16 protein-coding genes and 8 pseudogenes are annotated in these 20,405 nt (G+C 69.4%); 13 read left to right on the top strand and 11 right to left on the bottom strand.

Features of this window, described 5'->3' with window-relative positions; genetic code table 11:
- Positions 1-91 precede the first annotated feature (91 nt).
- Together ABT063_RS45545 and ABT063_RS45540 are read right to left on the bottom strand one after the other, a co-directional pair.
- Complete coding sequence (locus ABT063_RS45545) at positions 92-484, bottom strand: PIN domain-containing protein (protein ID WP_351067002.1); 393 nt, start codon at positions 482-484, stop codon at positions 92-94.
- The gene (locus ABT063_RS45540; protein WP_093779986.1) at positions 481-747 is read right to left on the bottom strand and encodes a hypothetical protein; all 267 of its coding nucleotides are present in this window, start codon (positions 745-747) and stop codon (positions 481-483) included. Before ABT063_RS45540 ends, ABT063_RS45545 begins: the two co-directional genes overlap by 4 nt.
- 422 nt (positions 748-1,169) lie before the next feature.
- Between ABT063_RS45540 and ABT063_RS45535 the strand changes: the two genes are divergently transcribed.
- Positions 1,170-2,243: a tyrosine-type recombinase/integrase gene (locus ABT063_RS45535; RefSeq protein WP_351067001.1), complete on the top strand. Its 1,074-nt coding sequence runs from the start codon at positions 1,170-1,172 to the stop codon at positions 2,241-2,243.
- Between the two features lie 223 nt (positions 2,244-2,466).
- Here ABT063_RS45535 and ABT063_RS45530 read toward each other — a convergent pair whose 3' ends face one another.
- Together ABT063_RS45530 and ABT063_RS45525 are read right to left on the bottom strand one after the other, a co-directional pair.
- Positions 2,467-2,742, bottom strand: a complete 276-nt coding sequence (locus ABT063_RS45530; protein WP_351066999.1) for a tyrosine-type recombinase/integrase — start codon at positions 2,740-2,742, stop codon at positions 2,467-2,469.
- A 2-nt stretch (positions 2,743-2,744) separates the two neighbouring features.
- A pseudogene (locus tag ABT063_RS45525) lies at positions 2,745-2,867 on the bottom strand (XRE family transcriptional regulator); the annotation flags it as partial.
- On the opposite strand from ABT063_RS45525, the pseudogene ABT063_RS45520 reads away from it, so the two are divergent.
- The 7 genes and pseudogenes from ABT063_RS45520 to ABT063_RS52490 all read left to right on the top strand — a co-directional run.
- Positions 2,868-3,179: pseudogene (locus ABT063_RS45520) on the top strand (tetratricopeptide repeat protein); the annotation flags it as partial.
- A 1-nt stretch (position 3,180) separates the two neighbouring features.
- Positions 3,181-3,717, top strand: a complete 537-nt coding sequence (locus ABT063_RS45515) for an NUDIX domain-containing protein (RefSeq protein ID WP_351066997.1) — start codon at positions 3,181-3,183, stop codon at positions 3,715-3,717.
- Positions 3,714-4,175 carry a hypothetical protein gene (locus ABT063_RS45510; RefSeq protein WP_351066996.1) on the top strand — a complete coding sequence of 154 codons (462 nt, stop codon included), beginning with the start codon at positions 3,714-3,716 and terminating at the stop codon, positions 4,173-4,175. Before ABT063_RS45515 ends, ABT063_RS45510 begins: the two co-directional genes overlap by 4 nt.
- Positions 4,176-4,339: 164 nt before the next feature.
- Positions 4,340-4,726, top strand: coding sequence for a hypothetical protein (locus ABT063_RS45505; RefSeq protein WP_351066995.1), 387 nt, complete (start codon positions 4,340-4,342; stop codon positions 4,724-4,726).
- Between the two features lie 53 nt (positions 4,727-4,779).
- Positions 4,780-5,229 (top strand): hypothetical protein, encoded by a 450-nt coding sequence (locus ABT063_RS45500; protein WP_502991019.1) that lies wholly within the window; start codon positions 4,780-4,782, stop codon positions 5,227-5,229.
- A pseudogene (locus ABT063_RS52495) lies at positions 5,226-5,841 on the top strand (YopA family protein); the annotation flags it as partial. The gene ABT063_RS45500 and the pseudogene ABT063_RS52495, both read left to right, overlap by 4 nt.
- Before the next feature lie 27 nt (positions 5,842-5,868).
- Positions 5,869-6,453: a hypothetical protein gene (locus ABT063_RS52490; RefSeq protein ID WP_502991022.1), complete on the top strand. Its 585-nt coding sequence runs from the start codon at positions 5,869-5,871 to the stop codon at positions 6,451-6,453.
- Here the strand turns inward: ABT063_RS52490 and ABT063_RS45495 are convergent.
- The 5 genes and pseudogenes from ABT063_RS45495 to ABT063_RS45475 all read right to left on the bottom strand — a co-directional run.
- Positions 6,388-7,191: a DUF6000 family protein gene (locus ABT063_RS45495; protein ID WP_351066993.1), complete on the bottom strand. Its 804-nt coding sequence runs from the start codon at positions 7,189-7,191 to the stop codon at positions 6,388-6,390. The genes ABT063_RS52490 and ABT063_RS45495 overlap by 66 nt on opposite strands.
- A 3-nt stretch (positions 7,192-7,194) precedes the next feature.
- On the bottom strand, positions 7,195-7,926 hold the full coding sequence (locus ABT063_RS45490; RefSeq protein ID WP_351066991.1) for a HEAT repeat domain-containing protein: 732 nt from the start codon (positions 7,924-7,926) through the stop codon (positions 7,195-7,197).
- A gap of 205 nt (positions 7,927-8,131) precedes the next feature.
- Positions 8,132-9,268 (bottom strand): glycosyltransferase family 4 protein, encoded by a 1,137-nt coding sequence (locus ABT063_RS45485; RefSeq protein WP_351066989.1) that lies wholly within the window; start codon positions 9,266-9,268, stop codon positions 8,132-8,134.
- Between the two features lie 7 nt (positions 9,269-9,275).
- A pseudogene (locus ABT063_RS52485) lies at positions 9,276-9,896 on the bottom strand (FkbM family methyltransferase); the annotation flags it as partial.
- A 204-nt stretch (positions 9,897-10,100) separates the two neighbouring features.
- Positions 10,101-11,398 (bottom strand): annotated as a pseudogene (locus ABT063_RS45475) (glycosyltransferase 87 family protein); the annotation flags it as partial.
- Between ABT063_RS45475 and ABT063_RS45470 the strand changes: the two are divergent.
- Positions 11,393-12,715, top strand: a complete 1,323-nt coding sequence (locus ABT063_RS45470; protein WP_351066985.1) for an MFS transporter — start codon at positions 11,393-11,395, stop codon at positions 12,713-12,715. The pseudogene ABT063_RS45475 and the gene ABT063_RS45470 sit on opposite strands and share 6 nt — an antisense overlap.
- A 529-nt stretch (positions 12,716-13,244) precedes the next feature.
- Here ABT063_RS45470 and ABT063_RS45465 read toward each other — a convergent pair.
- Entirely contained in the window at positions 13,245-14,180 is a 936-nt protein-coding gene (locus tag ABT063_RS45465) for a LysR family transcriptional regulator (RefSeq protein ID WP_351067009.1), read from the bottom strand.
- Between the two features lie 205 nt (positions 14,181-14,385).
- On the opposite strand from ABT063_RS45465, the pseudogene ABT063_RS45460 reads away from it, so the two are divergent.
- Positions 14,386-15,100: pseudogene (locus ABT063_RS45460) on the top strand (PHP domain-containing protein); the annotation flags it as partial.
- 123 nt (positions 15,101-15,223) lie between these two features.
- Positions 15,224-17,404: a DEAD/DEAH box helicase gene (locus tag ABT063_RS45455; protein ID WP_351066984.1), complete on the top strand. Its 2,181-nt coding sequence runs from the start codon at positions 15,224-15,226 to the stop codon at positions 17,402-17,404.
- Between the two features lie 13 nt (positions 17,405-17,417).
- Here ABT063_RS45455 and ABT063_RS45450 read toward each other — a convergent pair.
- Positions 17,418-18,165 (bottom strand): annotated as a pseudogene (locus ABT063_RS45450) (LysR family substrate-binding domain-containing protein); the annotation flags it as partial.
- Between ABT063_RS45450 and ABT063_RS45445 the strand changes: the two are divergent.
- Both ABT063_RS45445 and ABT063_RS45440 read left to right on the top strand, forming a co-directional pair.
- A pseudogene (locus ABT063_RS45445) lies at positions 18,160-18,609 on the top strand (SDR family NAD(P)-dependent oxidoreductase); the annotation flags it as partial. The pseudogenes ABT063_RS45450 and ABT063_RS45445 overlap by 6 nt on opposite strands.
- A gap of 226 nt (positions 18,610-18,835) precedes the next feature.
- Positions 18,836-20,395, top strand: coding sequence for a S8 family peptidase (locus ABT063_RS45440; protein WP_351066982.1), 1,560 nt, complete (start codon positions 18,836-18,838; stop codon positions 20,393-20,395).
- Positions 20,396-20,405 lie beyond the last annotated feature (10 nt).

Raw genomic sequence — 20,405 nt, 5'->3', positions numbered from 1 at the left:
CCTCGGACAGCGTGATCTCCACAGCAGAGGGACCCGGATGTGACATACCAACAGGCTACTTACTAACCCTCAGGATTTCTGGCGCATCACACTAGACGGTGCGGATGACAGGGGCGGGTTTGATGTCCTGGGCGTCGATGAGGGTGCGGATGTCGTCCGGGTCCGAGGTCCAGATGATGGCGCCGAGGCTGGCTGCCATGGTCACGACGGTGGCGTCGACGATGTCGGAGGTGCCGGCCTTGCCGCAGAGGATGCCTGCGGTTTTGGCGGTTTCGAGGCCGACGGGTACGACGTGGCACCCGGCGAGGAACTTGCCGAGTCTGACCTGGCGGCGGGAGTCCCGCCATGCCTGGCTGACGACGACGGAGGGGACGTGGATGTCCCGTCCGTCGTCCAGGGCCAGGCTGTGGCGGGCCCACATACGGCGGTCGTCGTTGTCGATGGCGATGAGTACCCCGGCGTCGTACAGGTAGGGGATGTTCACGCGGCCGAGGCTCCCGAGCTGCTGAGGTACTCGGCGTCGGCGGCGGCCAGGTCCGCGCGGGCGGCGGCGAGCTCTTCCGGGGTGAAGGCGCCGTGTTCGGCCTGCCACTCCTGGATGACGGCCCGGCCAGCCCGCAGGCGCAGCTCGCGTTCGGCTGCTCCGGCGACGAGGCGGGAGAGCGGGATGCCTTCTTCCTCGGCGGCTCCGGCCAGGGCTTCGACCAGGGATTCGTCGAGAGTGATAGTCACCTTCTTGGTAGCCATACATCAACCATAGCGTGGTATGGCCTTCGATGCTGAAGCGCGGATCACGTGGCGGGGAGCGCGGAGGGCGTGAGTGCATCCAGCGAGGAGGGCCTCGCTGAGTCGATGGCCCGCGGGGCTGTGGGTGAGGCTGGGTCCACATTCCCCGGAAAGGGCGGATTAATGATGAATGTCTTGCTCGGCCCTGAGATGGCGGTGCACGGTTTCGAGCACGGGTCAGGCGAAGGATCGGGGGTTGGGTGGCGAGCGTTTTTCAGAGGTGCAAGAGGGATGTCCGGGACCGGAACTTTCCCTGTGATCGTCCGCGGTGTCGGCATGGGTGGACGGTGCGGTATCGGGAACCGGGTGGTAGGCGCGGGCGGCAGCGGGAGAGGTCGTTTCCCCGTCGGGTGGGCTCGGATGGCGCGGACTCTTTCGCCGACATGGTCGAGAACGACAAGAAGGCTGGCATTCGCTTCGATCCTGCACGTGGGCTTGTGCCGTTGCGGGCCTGGGCTCAGGAGTGGCTGGAGCGGCGGGTTATCGGTGAGTCGACGCGCAGCAACTACGAAGGGTTCATCCGTAACCATCTAGTGCCGCGCTTGGGACGGAAGATGCTGGCCGGGTTGGCGCGGCGCGACTTCGAGGAGTTCGCCAAGGACGTGTATGCATCCGGTGCGGGGTTGGCGGTCTCCACGGTCAATGACCGGATGGTGATGGTGGCCGCCATGCTGGAGGCGGCCGTCGTCGACAAACGCATCCCGAATAATCCCGCACGCGGCGTCCGGATATCCCGGGCGGCCCCGTGCGCGGTGGACGCAGACGAGATTCCCACGCTGGACGAGGTCGATCTGATCGCGGAACGCATCACCCCGCAGTACCGGCTCACGGTCTACCTGCAGGCGGGTACCGGCCAGCGCCCCAGCGAGGCCCTGGCCTTCTCCACCGAGTGTCGACGATCTGGCTTCGTCAGGATCCGCTGGCAGGTCAGCGCCAAGGCTCACCGCGATGACTGCCGCACGGTTTTCGTGCCGCTCAAACACCGGGCGGAGGGGGAGTACCGGGACGTCCCGGCCGCCCCGTTCGTCGAGCAGGAGATCGACGACCACCTGTCGCGGTGGGAGCCGGTGCCTGTGACCTTCACCGGGCAGCGGGGCAAGCGACGACGGCTGGAGGTCTTCTTCGCCCCGCGCCAGCGTGGCAAGGGCGTGATGCCCACCGCCTCCACCTACGGCTACCACTTCAAGGAGGCGTGCCTGTCGGCCGGCCTGGTCGACGTGGACGGCAAGGCAAAATACACGCCCGGCAGCCTGCGGCACTTCTTCGCCTCGACCGCGTTGGCGAACGGCGTACCGATCCGCGAGGTCTCGCGCTGGCTCGGCCACAAGTCGATCAAGACCACCGTGGACATCTACGGTCACCTTGTCCCCGAGGCATGGGATCGTTGTCGAGACATCATGCAGAACGCCATGCGCCCTGCGGTCGAGGACTCGCAGGAGTCTGTCCCCGCGGCTTGACGTGCTGGATGTGCTGGATGAGTCCCGACGGTGCTGGATGGGTGCTGGATACGATCACTTGAAGGGACGTTTCTGCAGATGGGAGCACTGCATTGAATGTTCCGCTTCAACGTCTAATACGTCCGGCGAAAGGCCGTCTGACCTGCGGCGGAGCGGGTTGCGGCCTTTGCGGTCCGCACAGAGTCCGCAGCGTGCTGGACGAGTCCGGCGCGCGGGGGAGCGGCTACGCCGCTTCGTCGACCGGTGGCTGGGCATCGGCGGACCGGTCCGCGTACGCCTTGTCGACGGCGGCCCGGGTCCGCTCCTCGGAGTCGGGCCACAGGTGGGTGTAGATGTTCAGCGTCATGGCCGCGTTGGTGTGGCCGAGGCGCTCGGAGACCGTCTTCACGGACTCGCCGTGCTTGATCAGCAGGCTGGCGTAGTGATGCCGGAGGGCATGGGGTCCGGTGCCCTTCGGTATGCCGGCCTTCGCGCAGGCGGGCCGCCAGGACCCGTCCATGACGCCTTGATGTGGTCGGCGATGGCGACCACGGCGTGGGGTAGGCGGTCGCGCGCGTCTCGGGCCTCGTAGAACGCTTCGACGGCCTCTTGGACGAGTCGCCGACTGTCGATGTCGAGCCCCTCCTGACCGACCTCGCCGACCACATCGGCACCGAGCAGCAGCACCGAGACGCCCTCACCCGCTGGGACCCGGAGAAGTACAAGCGCGTCCACGCCCTCACCCACGCCGACCTCGGCGACAGCCTCGCCGCTCAGGCCCGCGCCGACGAAGCCGTCGCCGCCTGGACCCAGGCCCTGATCCTGATGGAGGGCATGACCTCCGACCGCACCCGCAAGGCGATCACCTCGATCCGCTCCACCCTCGCGGTCTACCAGCGCCGCCGCGTTCCCGGCGCCGCCGATCTCGCCCGCCGCGCCCGCGAGGCCCTCGCCTAACATGCCCAACAACCCGCCCGACGAAGGGAACACCGTGACCCAGCAGACCGACGACCAGCCGAAGGCCCTCAAGCCGGCGCTCGAATCGATGACCCTGCTGGTCGCCGCCGTCATCGTCCACGACAAGGCCACCAACCGTGTAGTCCTTCTCCAACGCAGCGAGAACGCCAAGTTAGCCCAGGGCATGTGGGACCTCCCCGTCGGCAAGAACGAGCCGGGCGAACCCATCACCGAAACCGCCGTCCGCGAGCTCTACGAGGAGACCGGCCTCACCGTGAAGCCCGAGTCCCTCAAGGTCGCCCACATCATCCACGGCGCCTGGGGCGTCGAGGCCCCCAACGGCTTCCTCACGGTCGTCTTCGCTGCCCACGAATGGACCGGCGAACCCGAGAACCGCGAACCCGGCAAGCACTCCCAGGTCCGCTGGGTCGACGCCAACGCCATTCCCGAGGCGTTCGTGGATACCACGGCCAGCGCCCTCCACCACTACCTGAATCACGGTTCGGAAGTCTCGCTGGACGGCTGGTCGGCAGCGTGAGCATCACGCTGCTTCACCTCATACCCAAGGACCCGCACTTTTCGCCTGCGCCAGCTGCGAGCGAGGCTGCGCAGGCCCGGCTACAGCAACTGGTTCCCGAGGCGTTGGGCGGTTACGACGTTTGGGACATCCCCGGCACAGCCTTCATTGATCCCGGGGAGAACTGGTGTGGTGTTCGGTGCCCCGTATGCGGCTCCGATATCGAAGACTGGTGGGGCAACGCGATGGACACTGCAGCCCGTCCGGACGGCTATTTCGATGCACTTGCCGTGACGATGCCCTGTTGCTCTGCCCAGACGGACTTGAACGCCCTCGGCTACGTCTGGGCTGCGGGTTTCGCCAGGTACAGCCTCGTAACCACAGATCCAGAATGCGAGCTGCCACTACCACCAGTCAGCATCCAGGCGCTGGAGGACCTCCTGGACACGGACCTGCGACAGGTCATCGCCCGGTACTGACGTCAAGCGCTGGCTTCGCTATGCAGGGCCGCTCGGAAACAGAAGCTCGTACGGCAGGTGATCGTCGTCCGGTACGCGCGGCACGTAGTCCGGGGCCGTGCGTGCAGCCACAGCCAGCAGGCGAGCGGCAGCCTCCTTCTCGGAGATGGAGGCAGCCCGAGGGCGTGCAGAAGGCGGTCGCGCTCGGCGTCGAAGTCCGGGTGGTCTGCCCGAAGGTCCGAGCCAAGCTCGCTGATCGCGAAGCTCTTCGCCAGGTCGCGCCAGAAGGGCAGTACCGCGATGAGCGTGATGGCCTCGACGAGGTCGGCGCCGATCAACGTGGCCTGGCCCTCGGAATCGGCATACAGGACAGGCCGCTCCTCGGCCCCGGCTTCCCCGCAGAGGAAGTACGTGCCGCCGGCGCCGCATCCGGCTACCGGGTGCAGCGGCCTGCCAGAGGGGAGTACAAGATCCTCGATGGGATCCCGGCGATCTATGTCGAAGTCACCTGGCCAGGCCAGCGCGGCAGCCAGCGACGAGTCTTGCTCGAGACGGCGAAGCAGAGCGTCTGATGCGGTCATGGGCGGAAGGTAACAGCGCCCTCGGACAGTGGGGTTTGGTTGCCATGCTGCGTGACGCCGAAGGCGCTGTCATTGGCGTGTGGCACAGTGCGGCCATTAGCTACGACCTGGCAGTCTGGGAAGGCGACAAACCCGCTGACAATGCGATGGCGGGAGAGGCCTTCACCCAGCTGTACGACCGCTACATCGACACGGACGAAGAGTTTCCACCGTCACCGCATATCGCCAAGTACGTAGCCGCGCTCCTGGCGCGATGGGTGGATCTCACGGAGGAAGAGGAAGACACCTCTCCGTGGTCGACCGGGCCGTTGATCGGTGAGGCGGCGGGCCCGTTGATCTACTTCCCGATGCGCTACAGCACGGCCGAGGAGGCTTCGGCCTACGCTGCGGACGTTGCGGCATCGATGGGACTTGTCTGCTTCGACCCGCAGGCAGGGGGGCTGAGGCCATATCCGTCCCAAGAAGCTCAAGCGTGCGTAAGGGTGGAGAGATGAGAGATTCCCTGTGGGAGGGAGCATCGTCACCGATCCGGGGCGTATACCCCTTCAACATGCCAGGCGAATCAGTTGCACTGTACGACGGCCCCATAGGTGGTGTTGAGGAGGAAGAAGCTGCTGGTCGCGTAGAGCTGACTTGCTCGCCCAAGCTAGGCCTCGACTGGAGCCTGATAGGTGAGTCGGATTTCTCCTTGGAGCTTCGCGACGAGGTGTCGCTGCAGTTGCTGCGGCCCTATGGTGTGGCTTCCCTGCGCGTCAGCTTCCGTGGACAACGCGATGGATGGGCTAACGGGGCAGAACTTGGCGATCCTGCCGTACCGTTGAAGCGAGTCGTTGCGCACTGGTTCAATTTGCCGAAATTCCAGGGGCAGTATCACCTGACTGAGAGGACAGGTGAAGGCGAGCGGCTTTGGTCAGGTGGGCGCTGGCTGCATGAGATCGGTGACTGGAAGATCGTCATCGACGTGAGGCCCGATCATAAAGACATCTGGGTGGATCTCCATAAGGTTCATGGGTCTCGGCCGATGGGTGGCGCCGCTCCTCCCGGTTGGAATAGATGTAAATGGCGAGGTTGCGTGGGAGGAATGGCGATCCCTCCTCTGCGACCCTGCGCGCAAGGTCAGCTCGGGATGGTGGGTGCCATTCGATTCCGAGGCTCTCGCCAGTCTCCTCGACGTGCTGATCCCTGCATTCGCTGACCCTGACAGAGCGGAGCCGCTCCGTTTGCAGATCAACTATGCGGTCACCGCCACAAACGACACGGGGTTCGTCGAGCAGAGGGTCATGATTGGGGCTGCTGGCCTTGAGCATTTGATGTGGGAGCGACTCGTCTTCAGTGGTCGTCTCACTCGGAACCAGTACAAGGCGCGCCCAGCGCATTCGCTGCTACGCGAGGTCCTGCAAGACGCGGGGATTCCGAAGTCAATCGATCCGAAACAGCTGCCTGCGCTTACAAGATTGGTCAGCATGAGAAGGCAGGAATCCGGGGCAGACATGGATGGGCCTGATGTCGTGACGTGGGTTCGGAACAGGTTGGTGCACCCTACGGGATCTCAAGACGTCGTTTACCAGGTACCGGGAGTTGTGATGGAGACCTGGCTAATCACGCGCCATTATCTTTCTCTGCTGATCCTGGAGTCTTTGGGGTACCGAGGGTCATACCGCAACCTGGCCAAGAGGGGCGGGTGGGTTGGCGAGGCCGAGCGTGTGCCCTGGGCATGACGCGAGGCCCACTCTGGAGCGCTTGGCAGAGGTGGGTAGTAGGCAGGTCGGACAACGGGCACTGGCAGAGCAGCAATCCTCCGCGCGTCTCGCGCGCTCCTGAACATCAGGGCATGCCCAGCTGTTGGCAAAGTCGCATTGGAGGTCCGTCCAGCGGCGAAGCTCGGCGGGGGTGTAAGCGGGGTGGTCGTGGAGGTGGGTCAGGGCGTTGACCCACTGGTCCCAGAGGCCGCCGGGCTGGGTGAAGCGGTCGGCGTGGTGGGTGCCGAGGTGGGCGTCGAGGCGGAGGAGGGCACCGAGGGCTGCGGGCTGGTCGTAGCGGAGGTCGGTGCGGGGGAGGTAGCGGTCGAGGTAGGCGGTGAGGATCTCGGCGTCCGCGTAGGTGCCGAAGCGGGCCAGGGCGAAGCAGTAGGCGCCACCGGAGAAACAGAACTCGCTGGCTAGTAGCAGGTCGCCGATGCGTTCGCGGAACGTGTCGCGTCGGCCTACGCCGATCAGCCAGGCGGCAGTGAGGCGTGAGCGCCACTCGTAGCCGAGGAGGGCCTCCAGCTCGGCATCGGTGATCGTGGCTGCGTCGTCGATGAGGTGTCGGGCGAAGAGTTCGGCGTGTGGCCACCCGGGTCGCAGGACGCGACCGCTTTTCAGGTCGCGGTAGCGCGGGCGGCCCGAGTCCTTCCTCGTCACGTAGCGCTCGATTACGTAGCCGTAGCCGATTTCCTCAGGGTGCTGGAACGGCATCGGTCACCTCTCCGGGTACAGGTCGGTACGGTCGATCCAGGTGGGGGCGACGAAGATGTTGTCGCCGGTGGGGGCTTCGGAGGCTTCCAGCAGGGACCACGTGCGGGACTCTTCGACCAGGTGCTCCCAGGGCGCAGTCCAGTCGAGTTCCCAATCCAGGCCAGTGCCGGAGATGCTGTACGTGCGGCCGGCGTCCACGCGCCAGAACTGGGAGTAGAGGATCACCTGGGCATGGTCGGCGAGGTCGTTGATGATCTCGGTGAAGTGGGCCATGGGCCAGCCAGGGGCATCATCTGCGGCGGTGGCCCGTAGGCGCGCGGTGAGTGGAGGGACGACAGGGCTACGGGCGCCGAGTTCGGTCAGCGCCCAGCGGATGCCGACAGACTCGGTCCAGTCCGGTGGGGTCGCCCGTACCAGGCAGGCGCGGTAGGCGCGGCGCAGGGGCTCGATGGCGCCGTCGATCTCCAGGCTTGCCAGGGCCATGGCCGCCCATTCGCGGACGGTCGGGTTGTCGCTGTCCAGCAGGCCGATGAGAGCGGGGCCGCAACGGGGATCGCCCACCTCCTCGAAGACCTCAATGGCGGTCAGCTGACCGAAGCCGCCGAGGGAAGGCAGGCCGTTGATGACGGCGGGTATGGCGTCGGCGCCGATCCAGATCAGCTCCGCGCGGGCGTCGTAGGACGCGTCGGCCTTGCCGTCGAGCTGCTGGACGAGTGTCTCGTTGTGGGAGGTCATGACGCGGAGTGGTCCCGGCGCCAGAAAGTGGGGAGCCACCAGCAGAGCACCGAGAGGTCCTCGGGCCACGGGGCGCAGTCCTCGGCTGCCCTGGCCCATCTCCAGTTGGATGCGCCCAGTATCGTGCCCTTTTGCGGCGTCCGGCCCTGGGTTCGAGTGTCCGCTCCCGGCGGCCCCGCTCACCCCGCCGTGCGCCCGGCCCTGTTCACCTCAACCCCAGCAGGGCCGCCAGCTGCTCGTAGCCCTGGTCCCAGCCCCACTCCTGCCGCACCCGTTCCCGGCCCTTCCGGCCCATCTCGTGGGCGAGCCCGGCGTCGCCCAGCAGCACCGTCAGCCGGTCGGCGAGCGCCCGTACGTCGCGGCCGTCGACCAGGAACCCGGTCTCCCCGTCCCGTACCGTGTCCGGCGCGCCGCCCGAGTCGCCGACGACGCTCGGCAGTCCCGCCGCGGCGGCCTCCAGGAAGACGATCCCGAGGCCCTCCACCTCCATGCCCGCCCTGCGGGTACGGCACGGCATGGCGAAGACCTGCGCCGCGGCGTAGAAGTCGGGCATGTCCGCGTGGGGGTGACCGCCCGCGAAGACCACGGAGCCGGTCAGCCCCTCGGCGGCCGCGAGCCGGCGCAGGGCTCGTTCGTGCGGGCCGTCGCCGACCAGGAGCAGGATCGCGTCGGGAATCGTTCGGTGCACCGGGGGAAGCGCCCGTACGAGGGTGTCCTGTCCCTTGCGGGGGATCAGCCGTGCCGCGCACAGCACGATGGGTCGGCTGTCGAGGCCGTACCGGTCGCGTACCCGAGCCGCGCCGTCCGCGGAGCCGTGGAAGGCGTCGGGGTTCACGCCGGGTGCCAGTCGCCGCATGCGCGCCGCCGCCTCGGGACCGACGGCCGCGGCGACCCGCGCTCTCGTGTACGCACCGAGGTAGGTGACGCAGTCCACCCGGGCACCGATGCGGCGCAGCAGTCCCCGGGCCCCGGGCGTGCGTGCCCACCACACCTCGTGCCCGTGCGTGGTGGCGACCAGCCGCTCGACGTCAGTGCGGCGGCGCAGCTCCCCCGCCATCAACCCGAGCGGGGCCGCGGCCCCGAACCAGACGCTGTCGCAGTCGAATGCGCGGGCCAGCTCCACCGCCCGTGCGGTGACGCGCCGGGTCGGCAGCAGCATGTGGGCGCGGTCCCGGACCACGGGGAACGGCAGCCGGGCGTCGTAGGCGCTGTCGCCCGGTGTGGAGGAGGTGTAGACGGCGACCCGGTCGGGCGGGAAGCGGGCCGTCATGGCGTGGACGAAGGTTTCGATACCGCCCTGATGGGGTGGGAAGTCGTTGGTGACGACGAGCGTGCGCGGCATGGTCGGGTCAGTCCTCCAGCGGCTTCACGGTGAACAAGTAGGTGCGGTGTGCCGCGCTGACCCGGTCCACGGGACGCCAGTCGCCGTCCCGCCACAGGAACATCGAGTAGCCCGCGGATCGCAGCCCGTCGGCCAGCTCGTCGACGTCGGCGCCGTTCTTGGCCAGGTGCCGTTGCTCGATCGCCAGCAACAGCGTGGGGCGGTCACGCAGCAGCGTCCGGGCCGCCCCGGCCGGCACCAGCGGTTCCGCTCCTTCGACGTCCGCCCTGATGAAGTCGACGCGGGGCAGGGCGGCTGCCGTCACCACCGCGTCCACCGTGCTGACGCGCACGTTCAGCCGCCGCTCACCCGCACACTCGGTGTTGGGGCAGAGCCCTTGGGCCCCGTCGGTGACGCATGCCCGTCCGTGCTCGGGAGGCCGGCGCCGGTAGGGCAGGCCAGGGACCGCCGTGTCCTTCGGACGGGCGCCGAGTGCGACGCGGTGCGCGCGTGCCCGGCCGTGGCTCAGCAGGCGGATGCCGGCGCTGAGTACGCGGTACGGACCGGGCAGCGGCTCGAAGCTGTGCACGCTGCCCTTCGGACCGACCGCACCCGACAGGGCGTAGGTGGAGAGCCCGTACTTTGCCCCGATGTCGAGGCAGATGTCGCCTTCGCCCACCACCTTGTGGAGGCCGTCGATCTCGTCCTCCACGAAGGAGACGCGACGGCTGAGGACGCAGAGCAGAGAGTAGGTCCCACTCACAGGGCGTTCGGCGGCCCGGGGCGGGGTGAATCGTGTGGGCTTGGCTGCTCCTGCGCGGGCCGGGCGGCGGCCGGCCGACACGAGTCGGAACCAACCGACCAGCACCAGCGGGTAGACGACGTATCCGAAGCGGGTCGCCGGGATCAGGCACATGGCGAGACCGAGACCCAGCGCGAGCCGGTCCGCCGCGGCGATGGTGGTGCGCGGTGGCCGGGTGACGAGCGAGACGGCCACCGCGACCGCGCTCACCGCCAGCGCCGCGACCGCGAGGACGAAGCCCCCTGGGACATAACGCGCCAGGAGGTAACCGGGCAGCGGGCTGGTCGCCGGTGATCCGGTGCCGCCCTCTCCGAGCGGGAAGAGGAACAGGTGCTCGGTGAAGGCCCGCGGGTCGGCGAGAGCGACCGGGAGCACCGCGAGGGCGGCCAGCGTGACGGCCGTGGCGGCGGCGCGCACGGCGGCCCTGCGCCCGGCGGTGACCGCGAGCAGAGCCAGCCCCACGGGCAACAGCGGCCAGGCGGTCCACTTCAGCGCTGCCGCCGCGCCCAGGGCAAGCCCACGGCCACCACCGACCCGCCTCGGCCCGCGAGGGCGAGGGCCAGACACATCAGACCGATGACCGGCAGGTCGACACCGCCGACAGCGAGCGGCAGCGCGACCGCCGGAGCAGCGGCGAGCCACAGCAGGACGCTTCCGGTGGACGGGCGCGAGGTGCTGCCGCGCGTCCCGCGAGGAGACAGGAACACCACGGCGGCGAGGGCCATGGCCCCGAGGAACACCACGGCGGCGAGGGCCATGGCCCCGAGGAACACCGCGGCGAACCAGAGCCGCGCGTCCGCGAGCGGGCTCTCACCAAGGACGGCTCGGGGCAGGCCGAACAGCGCCATCCCGGGCAGGTACGGGTTGTAGTCCCGTAGTTCCGCCGGGTCCGCCACGTAAGGGCTGCCGGAATCCAGCAGCAGACCGCCGGCGCGTTCGACGACCTCGACCTCCATCTGGCGCGAACCGTGGGCGACCAGGAACAGCAGAGGTATGAGGACCGACCCGGTGGCGGCGACCGCCGCACTCAGCCGGCCCCAGGGCCGCGAGGCCCGGTGTGCGATGACCGCGGCCGTGCCGTACCCGACGGCCGCGCAGGCGCCCCACACCTGGTGGGGGCCCAGGTCCGTCCGCAGGCAGAGCAGCAGCGCGAACCCCGAGCAGACCGCCCAGCAGACCGTCTCCCAGCGGGCGACCGTGGCCCGCCTCCGCTCCTCGGACCGAGGGCGCGGGGCCGGGAGGGGGGCGGGGGCCGTCGTACCCGCCGCCGGGGCGACCGGTACGACGGCGCGTACGGACGCCGCCAAGGACGCCTGCGAATCGATCGGTCCCCGTGACAGCCCGTGCATCCGTACCCCCTGGTGTTCTTCGGTGCTCTGGGGGACAGGATCGGCCGCCGCAAGGTCCTTTACATCACCTTGCTGTCCATCGGCATCGCCACGGCGGCGATCGGAGCGCTGCCCACGTACGCGACCATCGGCGCGCTCGCGCCGGCCCTCCTGGTGCTGTGCCGACTCGTCCAGGGCTTCTCCGCGGGCGGTGAGTCCGTGGGCGCACCGACCTTCGTGTTCGAGCACGCCCCGGTACACCGCCGCGGCTACTGGCTGAACATCACGCTCGCCGCCACCGCACTGCCCTCCGTCGTGGCCGGCACCCTGATCCTGGTCCTCAGCAAGTCCATGAGCGACGACGCGTTCACGTCGTGGGGCTGGCGCATCCCCTTCCTGCTCGCCCTTCCGGCGGCGTTCTTCGGCCTGTGGATCCGCCTGCGCACCGAGGAGAGCGAGGTCTTCCAGCGGATCAAGGCCGAGACGGCGGGCCGCAAGCGCAGCCCGATCCGCCAGGCGTTCCGCGAGAACAAGGTGCGGATGCTTCAGGTCGTCTTCGTGCTCGGCCTGACCGCCATGGGCTTCTACTCGCTGGCCGGCTACTTCGTCACCTACGTCCAGACCGCCGGCGGTCTCAGCCGGGAACAGTCGCTGCTGCTCAACGCGGCGGCCATGACGGCCTACACGGTGCGGGTCGGCGCCGCTTACTCCGTTCTGGAGGTGCCCGCGGGCGCCGGGTCGGACCAGGATGTGCTCGACCACTTCGATGAGGTCTTCGCAGCGGTCGACATGCCGTTCGTGATCTTCAACCCCGGGAAGCCCGGCACCCGGGAAAGCACGCTGTCCCTGAAGACGTTCGCCGCACTGTGCGAGCGCCCGAACGTGAAGATCCTCAAGACGACAGCGGATCCCGGCTTCAACAACCAACTGCGGGACGTCGCGAAGGGAACCGGAGTCCGCGTGTCGGATCCCCTGGAGGAACACTTCTTCGAGAACCTGCTCGAGCACGGCCAGGCGCTGCTCTACTGCGACCCGGAGGGCTACCTGTACCAGTCGGCACACCATCGGCCGATCGAGGAGTACATCCGCCTCTGCGGCGAGGGCCGCGTACAGCAGGCGAAGGAAGTCTTCGATTCGCTGGCGGCCCTCCGGAAGGTCTACCGGAAGTGGATCATCGGCCCGCTGGAGAACGGACACATGCCGAACGCGGCGCTGAAGAAGTGGTGCGAGCTGAGCGGCATGGCCGGCGGGAGCGTCAGGCATCCGCTGAAGGAGCTCACCGCCGCCGAGTCCGCCGAGCTGGAGCACGATCTGAAGCAGGCTCTGGGATCCCGCTGACCGGGCTGACCCGGCCCGCACGCCAACGCCCACCCCCACCCTTCAGCCCGGTCGGCAGGTCCAGCATCCGGACTTCCGCGACTTCGGAAAGTCAACCAGCTACCACTACTGAATTCCCGGTGGTCGTCACTGAGTCGGTCCCCCAGTCGGGACGGAACGCGTACGCGAGCGTTCAGGACCAGGCCCAGTGCGCCGAGCTGGTCTTCCTGCCCGTCTCGGTACGCCGTGGTGCTGTGGATCACCCGGTATCCGGACGCCGCCGTCAACGAGCTGCGGGTGCTGGCCGCGAGCGAGTGTGAGCACGACATCCTGGACGAGGACGTCGCCTGGGTCCCCGCTCAAGCACGCCAACCTCAACGTCCTGGGCCGCTACACCTTCCGCGCCTCTACCCCGGCGGTGGCACGTCGCGGCCCCTGAGTGAGGCAGAGGTGGATGGCTTGGGCGAGGACGACGAGGAGTAGGGAATGAAGCATCCGGCATTTCCCTCTGACCAGCCGGCTCATGGCTTCTCCGGGCCATTCGGCGGTTCTAGGCGCGCTGAGCCCACTTCGGTGTCCAGAACCCGCCGTCGGGGCGGCCGGGGTATGTAGAGGTGAGGTGGTTACGCAGTGCAGTGAGGGCAGGGTGCGGGTTGTCGGTGCGCCAGATCAGTGAGTGTGGGTAGACCGGGGTCGGGTCGTGCAGAGGGATGCGCCGCAGGTCGTGGCCGGCAGGCCAGACCAACGGAGTCCGCTCGCTGACGAAGGTCGCCAGCGTCGAGGAGTCCGCGATCGTGTCGAGGAGAGGCTCGATACCGAAGTTGGGGCCGACCGAGTCGATGGTGAGACCGAACGTGGCGGCGAGTTCGTCATAGTAGGCGGCCCACTCGGTGCCAGGCATGTTGCCGGGCATCCAGATCCGGCGCCCGGCGAGCTGGGCGGGAGCGATCGCGCGGGCGGCGGCGAACTCGTGAGCCGGTCCGGTGAACAGGTGCAGCGGTTCATCGAAGACCGGAGTGGCCTCGATCCCGTCGGGGAGTTGGCGGCCCGGCATGCTTACGGCGCGGAAGGTCGCGTCGATCGTCCCGGACCGGACGGCGGCGATGGCCGTCTCGGAGTCGAACAGGGTCACGACATCAAGATCGGTCTCGGGATACGCACGGTGGAAGTCGCGCAGCAGACCCGCCACTGAGAGCCGGCGGCCGATCACGTCGACGCGCAACGCCCGGCTCCCTGGCCGTACGGAGGCGGCTGCCCGTTCCTCGGCTTGGAGGAGAGCCCGGGCGTAAGGCAGGAACGCCTGTCCGTCGATGGTGAGCCGGGCTCCGCGGGCCGTACGGCTGAACAGCTGTACACCGAGGTCCTTCTCCAGCACGGCGATGCGCTTGGAGACGGCCTGTGGGGTGATCGACAAGTCGGTGGCGGCTTCTTGGAACTGTCCCGCGTCCACGGCGGTGACGAAGGTGCGCACGGCGGTGAGGTCCACGCTGACCATCCAGGTGGACAACCAATCGTTGAGTCTGATCGGCGAAATGGTTGTTTGATTCCCGTACCCCACGCTCGCTTTGATGTCTCTGGTCAACATGTGGTTTGGCAAGCAGTACGGCAGGAGGCGTGCTGCCCGGCGGCCAGATCTGCCGATGCCGGTGCGGTCGGCCACCGACAAGGCCACCATCGCGTCTCTGGCCGGGATGGGGCTTCCTACTCACCCCGGAGGCGACCCACACGTGCCGGATTCCTTCGTCCATGAGGTGGCCCGGCAGGGAATGCCTGCGATCGCGATGAGAGACCACGGCAACATGTTCGGCGCCTATGAGTTCGCGCAGGTCGCGAAGGCCTTCGAGGGGATCAGGCCGATCATCGGCATCGAAGCGTACGTGGCACCCTCCTCTCGGTTCGTCCGGACGCAGGAGTTCTGGGGGCCGGGAGGCCGTCGGAGCGCGGACGGTGAGGGGTCGAAGGATGTCTCCGGTGGCGGCCGTTTCTGGCTCAGCACGCAGGCCAGCTATGAAGGTCAGTTCCCTGCCGGAAAGCCGCGCATGGATCGGGAGCTGATCGCTGAACGACCGGACGGCACCACCGGCTGCCCCTCTGGCGAGATCCAGACCCGCCTGCGACTGAACCAGTACGACGAGGCGAAGGCTGCTGCCGCGGCCTACCAGGAGATCTTCGGCCGCGAGAACTACTTCCTGGAGCTGATGGACCACGGCTTGGACATCGAGCGTGAGGTCCGTGAGGGCCTGCTGCGTCTGGCCGAGGAACTGAACATTCCCCTCCTGGCCACCAACGACGCGCACTACGTCACCGAGGACCAGGCGGATGCCCACGACAGCCTGCTGTGCATCGGTGTCCGGCAAGAACAAGGACGACCCGGGCCGCTTCCGTTTCAACGGCTCCGGCTACTACCGTCGCCCTCGACCTCGCCCACCGGCCGAGCGGTTCGCCGTACGCTCGTCGTCACGGTCCGCCCGCTCAACGACCTCCGGCAATGGCACGATGCCCTGAGCACGGTGAGGAAGGCGGGGCCGGATGGGGCGTGCGGAGCGCGAGGCGGTCGGCCGGGGGGCGCGGCTGGCGGAGGCGGCGGGGCGGGTCGCCGAGGACTACGAGCGGGCCGTCGAGGGCGTGCGAGAGGCGCTGCGGCCGATTCACGACGGGCTGGCCGAGCAGGAGCTGAAGGGCATCCCCCTCGCGCGGCTGCGGGACGTCACCGAGGGCCGGCTGAGGTTCGGGGAGCTGGAGAAGGGCGGCTTCCGGACCGTTCAGGACGTGCTGGACGCCGGGACGTACCGGTTGCGGCAGACGCCCGGGGTCGGGCAGCGCACCGCGGACCAGGCGGTCGCGGCGGCTCGGCAGATAGCCGACGCCGTCCGGGAGTCCGTCGCCGTACGGATCGACGTGGACCGCCCCGAGCCGCGCACCACCGCGCTGGTCGTCGCCCTCCACCTGCTGGTGGAGGCCGGCCCGCGGGCGCGGCGCGCGGCCGAGGCGGGTACGGCGCTGGCGGCTCGGCTCCGGCCGCTGCTGGCGGACGCCCGGCCCGCCGCCGGGCGCTGGCGCATGCTGCTCGCCGGGCGAGAGGGGCGGGAGCGGGCGCTGGCGGCCGTCGACGGGCTCCGGCGGCTGACCGAGGAGGCCGAGCGGGACGGCGTACCGGAGCGGTTCGCCCAGGCCTCGGTCGACCTGCTGCGCCGGCCCGAGAACGAACTCGCCGCCTGGGTCGACTTCGAGCTGCGGTCGGCCGAGTACTACAGCCTCCTCGCGGAGATCTCCGGCCGCGGCCCCGACAGCGCGGCGGCCGAGGGATACCTGCCCGACGAGGTGGCCGAACGGGTACGGCGGCAGCGGCTGGACGACGCCCACTGCCGGGTCTCGCTACGCGGCTACCAGGCGTTCGGCGCCCGCTTCGCGCTCGCCCAGCGCCGGGTCCTGCTCGGCGACGAGATGGGGCTCGGCAAGACCGTGCAGGCCATCGCCGCCCTCGCGCACCTCGCGGCCGAGGGGCAGAGCCACTTCATGGTCGTCTGCCCGGCGAGCGTGCTGATCAACTGGACCCGGGAGATCGAGACGCGCAGCACCCTGCGGGCGATGCCGCTGCACGGCCCCGACCGGCAGGAGGCGTTCGCCGACTGGAAGGGACGGGGCGGCGTCGCGATCAGCACCTTCGACGCGCTGCGCGGCTTTCCCACGCCGGGCGGCGGCGAACTCGGCATGCTCGTCGTCGACGAGGCGCACTACGTGAAGAACCCGCAGACCCGACGGGCCGAGGCCGTGACCGCCTGGGCCGAACGCTGTGAGCGCGTCCTCTTCCTGACCGGCACCCCCATGGAGAACCGGGTCGCGGAGTTCCGCAACCTGGTGCGGATCCTCCGGCCGGACTTCGCCGACTCGGTCGACGACCAGGACTCGGTGGCCGGATCCAAGGCGTTCCGCAAGGCGGTCGCGCCCGTCTATCTGCGCCGCAACCAGCAGGACGTGCTCACCGAACTCCCCGTGCTCCAGCACACCGACGAGTGGGAGGAGCTGAGCGCCGCGGACGAGGAGGCCTACCGCGAGGCCGTACGGGCCGGCAACTTCATGGCGATGCGCCGCGCGGCGTACGCGCGTCCGCGGCGCTCGGCGAAGCTCGACCGGCTGCGCGAACTCGTCGAAGAGGCCGCCGAGAGCGAGCTGAAGGTGGTGATCTTCTCCGCCTTCCGCGATGTCCTCGACGTCGTACGAGATGCCCTCGGTGCCGGAAGCGGGCGGGTCTTCGGGCCGATCACCGGGAGCGTCCCGCCCGGGCGCCGGCAGCAGCTCGTGGACGAGTTCTCCGCCGCGCCCGGCCACGCGGCGCTGCTCGCCCAGATCGAGGCGGGCGGCGTCGGGCTCAACATGCAGGCCGCGTCCGTCGTCATCCTCTGCGAGCCGCAGATCAAGCCCACCATCGAGCACCAGGCCGTGGCCCGCGCCCACCGCATGGGGCAGGTCCGCCCGGTCCAAGTGCACCGGCTGCTCGCGACGGGCGGCGTGGACGAGCGCATGGTGCGGATGCTGGAGAACAAGACCCGCCTGTTCGACGCCTACGCGCGGCGCAGCGCCGTCGCCGAGTCGACGCCGGACGCGGTCGACGTCTCGGACGTCTCGCTGGCCCGCCGGATCGTGGAGGAGGAGCAGGCACGGCTGGGGGTGACGGAGGGGGCGAACGCCGGGGCGGAAGGGGACGCGTGAGGCGCCGTACCGCTCACCCCGCGCCCACCACTGCCCGGCACGCCTGCGCGTACGCCCCTACCAGCGGACGGCGTTCGTCCTCCCGGCGCCAGGCCAGGACGTAGCGGCTGGGGCTGACGCCGTGTACCGGGCGGGTGATCACGCCGCCCAGGGTGAGGAGCGGTACGTTGCCCGTGGCCACGAGGCAGATGCCGAGGCCGGCGACCAGGGCCTCGTACGTCTCCTCCGTGCTCGCGATCTCGGCGCCGATCCGGGCGGGGCGGCCGTCGCGGGCGTCCAGGGCGAGCCAGTAGTCGCGCAGCGGCCCGGTGCTCTCGGGCAGCGCGAGGAACGGCTCGTCGAGCAGGTCCGCGAAGTCGATCTCGGCGTGGGCGGCGAGGGGGTGCGTCTCGGGGAGGGCGACCTGGAGGGGTTCCTCGGCGATCACCGTCCAGGCGTAGCGGTCCTGGTCGGGCAGCGGCAGCCAGACGAAGGCGACGTCCGCGTCGCCGTCGGCGAGGCCCGCCGTCGGGTCCTCCCAGTTCACCTGCCGCAGCCGGACGGCGGTCTCCGGGTGCGCGGCCGTGAAGCGGGAGCGGATGGCGGGCAGGAGGCCGCCGCGGCCCGGGCTGGTGCTCATCCCGACGACCAGGGTGTTGCGCTGCGCCGCCCGGGCCGCCTCCACCGCCCCCGCCCCCTCCGCCCAGGCGGCCAGCACCCGCCGGGGCGTGCGGCAGCAGTGCCGTACCGGCGCCGGCGAGCGCCACACCCTGCTGGGGGCGATCGTGCAGATGAGCAGCGTGGGCGGGCAGGGCTCCTTCGCGGGCTTCTCGGCGTACAGCGCAACGAAGTTCGCCCTGGAGGGCATGTCCGAGGCGCTCGCGGACGAGGTCCAGGAGTTCGGCATCAAGGTGCTCATCGTCGAACCGGGGGCGTTCCGCACCGCGCTCTTCGACAGCAGCAGGGCGGGCGTCAGCGCGGACAGCGGGGTGTACGCCAAGGTGAGCGAGACCCGTGGGTTCGTGGCCGGTGGAGACGGCGCCCAGCCCGGCGACCCGGCGAAGGCGGCGGCCGTCATCCTGGCCGCGTTGAACGCCGAGCGGACGCCGCTGAGGCTGCCGCTCGGAGAAGACAGCGTCACCACCGTCCTCGGCCACCTCGACCAGGTCCGCGAGGAGGTGCTGGCCTGGGAGAAGCGGACCCGCGCCACGGCGTTCGACGACTGACGACCACTGGCTGACGACCGGCTGACGGATCGCCAGGGCCCTGCACATCCGTGCAGGGCCCTTGTGGAATTCCTTCGCAAGCCCCAATCTTTCGGCTGACGCACAGTTGCGGCACAGGAGTTTGACATGCCCCTGACCGCCTCGCGTCGGGCTCTGTTGCGCGTGCATCACCGCACCACCGCACCAACCCCCACCAGCGCACCACCAATGGAGGAGGACCCCTCACATGGCAGTGATGCGTCAAAACCGGCGAAGACTGGCAGCGATCAGCGCCATGGCCACCGCGGCGCTCGCCGCGGGCCTCGTCTCCGCCCTCCCCGCCGCGGCCGCCCCCGAGGGCCGTATCCAGTACGAGGGCGCCGCGAACGCCGTCGACGGCAGCTACATCGTCACCCTCAAGACCGCGAAGGCCGGTTCCGCCGCGGGCCGCGCCCTCGCCGCGAAGTACGGCGCCGGCATCGAGCGCACGTACACCAAGGCCCTCAACGGCTACGCCATCGAGGCCACCGAGACCGAGGCGAAACGTCTCTCCGCCGACCCGGCCGTCGCCTCCGTCGTGCAGAACCGCACCTTCGGCATCACCGCCACCCAGCCCAACCCGCCCTCCTGGGGCCTGGACCGCATCGACCAGAAGAACCTGCCGCTGAACAGCTCGTACACCTACCCGGACAGCGCCGGGCAGGGCGTGACGGCGTACGTCATCGACACCGGCGTCCGCATCACGCACAGCGATTTCGGCGGACGCGCCTTGGACGGCTACGACGCCATCGACAACGACAACACCGCCCAGGACGGCCACGGCCACGGCACGCACGTCGCCGGCACGGTCGCCGGAAGCGCCTACGGCGTAGCCAAGAAGGCCAAGATCGTCGGCGTCCGCGTGCTGAACAACTCCGGTCAGGGCACCACCGCCCAGGTCGTCGCCGGTATCGACTGGGTCGCCCGCAACGCCGTCAAGCCGGCCGTCGCCAACATGTCCCTCGGCGGCCCCGCCGACACCGCCCTCGACACCGCCGTCCGCAACGCCGTGGCCTCCGGCGTCACCTTCGCGGTCGCGGCGGGCAACGAGTCCACCAACGCCTCCACCAAGTCCCCGGCCCGCGTCGCCGAGGCGATCACGGTCGGCGCCACGACGTCCGGCGACGCCCGCGCCAGCTACTCCAACTACGGTTCGGCCCTGGACCTGTTCGCGCCGGGCTCGTCCATCACCTCGGCCTGGCGCACCAGCGACACGGCCACCAACACCATCTCCGGTACGTCCATGGCGAGTCCGCACGTCGCCGGAGCGGCCGCCCTCCACCTGGCCGACAACCCCACGGCCACCCCCGCCCAGGTCTCCTCCGCGCTGACGGCCGCCGCCACGACCGGCGTCGTCACCAGCCCGGGCACCGGCTCACCCAACCGGCTCCTGTACGTCGGCGGCGGTACGACCACCCCGCCCGGCCCGCGCTTCGAGAACACCGCGGACTACACGATCAGCGACAACTCCACGGTCGAGTCCCCGGTGACCGTCTCCGGCGTCTCCGGCAACGCGCCCTCGGCCCTGGCCGTCGAGGTGCACATCGTCCACACGTACATCGGCGACCTCCAGGTGCAGCTGATCGCCCCCGACGGCACGGCGTACACGCTCAAGGGGTACGGCACCGGCGGCAGTTCGGACGACATCAACACCACGTACTCGGTGAACGCCTCCGCCGAGGTCGCGAACGGCTCGTGGAAGCTGCGGGTCAGCGACAACGCGGCGCGGGACGTCGGTCGGATCGACGCCTGGGCGCTGCAGTTCTGACGACTCGTCA

This window comes from Streptomyces sp. NPDC002838, assembly GCF_040295365.1.
Lineage (GTDB): Bacteria > Actinomycetota > Actinomycetes > Streptomycetales > Streptomycetaceae > Streptomyces.
The sequence above is the reverse complement of the archived record's forward strand: the minus strand, read 5'-3'. Positions and strand labels throughout refer to the sequence as shown.

Bases quoted from the DNA above. Each gene is read 5' to 3' on its own strand.
- ABT063_RS45540 (WP_093779986.1), bottom strand. From the start codon at position 747: ATGGCTACCAAGAAGGTGACTATCACTCTCGACGAATCCCTGGTCGAA.
- ABT063_RS45535 (WP_351067001.1), top strand. From the start codon at position 1,170: ATGGTCGAGAACGACAAGAAGGCTGGCATTCGCTTCGATCCTGCACGT.
- ABT063_RS45530 (WP_351066999.1), bottom strand. From the start codon at position 2,742: ATGGACGGGTCCTGGCGGCCCGCCTGCGCGAAGGCCGGCATACCGAAG.
- ABT063_RS45515 (WP_351066997.1), top strand. From the start codon at position 3,181: ATGCCCAACAACCCGCCCGACGAAGGGAACACCGTGACCCAGCAGACC.
- ABT063_RS45500 (WP_502991019.1), top strand. From the start codon at position 4,780: ATGCTGCGTGACGCCGAAGGCGCTGTCATTGGCGTGTGGCACAGTGCG.
- ABT063_RS45495 (WP_351066993.1), bottom strand. From the start codon at position 7,191: ATGCCGTTCCAGCACCCTGAGGAAATCGGCTACGGCTACGTAATCGAG.
- ABT063_RS45490 (WP_351066991.1), bottom strand. From the start codon at position 7,926: ATGACCTCCCACAACGAGACACTCGTCCAGCAGCTCGACGGCAAGGCC.
- ABT063_RS45485 (WP_351066989.1), bottom strand. From the start codon at position 9,268: ATGCCGCGCACGCTCGTCGTCACCAACGACTTCCCACCCCATCAGGGC.
- ABT063_RS45455 (WP_351066984.1), top strand. From the start codon at position 15,224: ATGGGGCGTGCGGAGCGCGAGGCGGTCGGCCGGGGGGCGCGGCTGGCG.
- ABT063_RS45440 (WP_351066982.1), top strand. From the start codon at position 18,836: ATGGCAGTGATGCGTCAAAACCGGCGAAGACTGGCAGCGATCAGCGCC.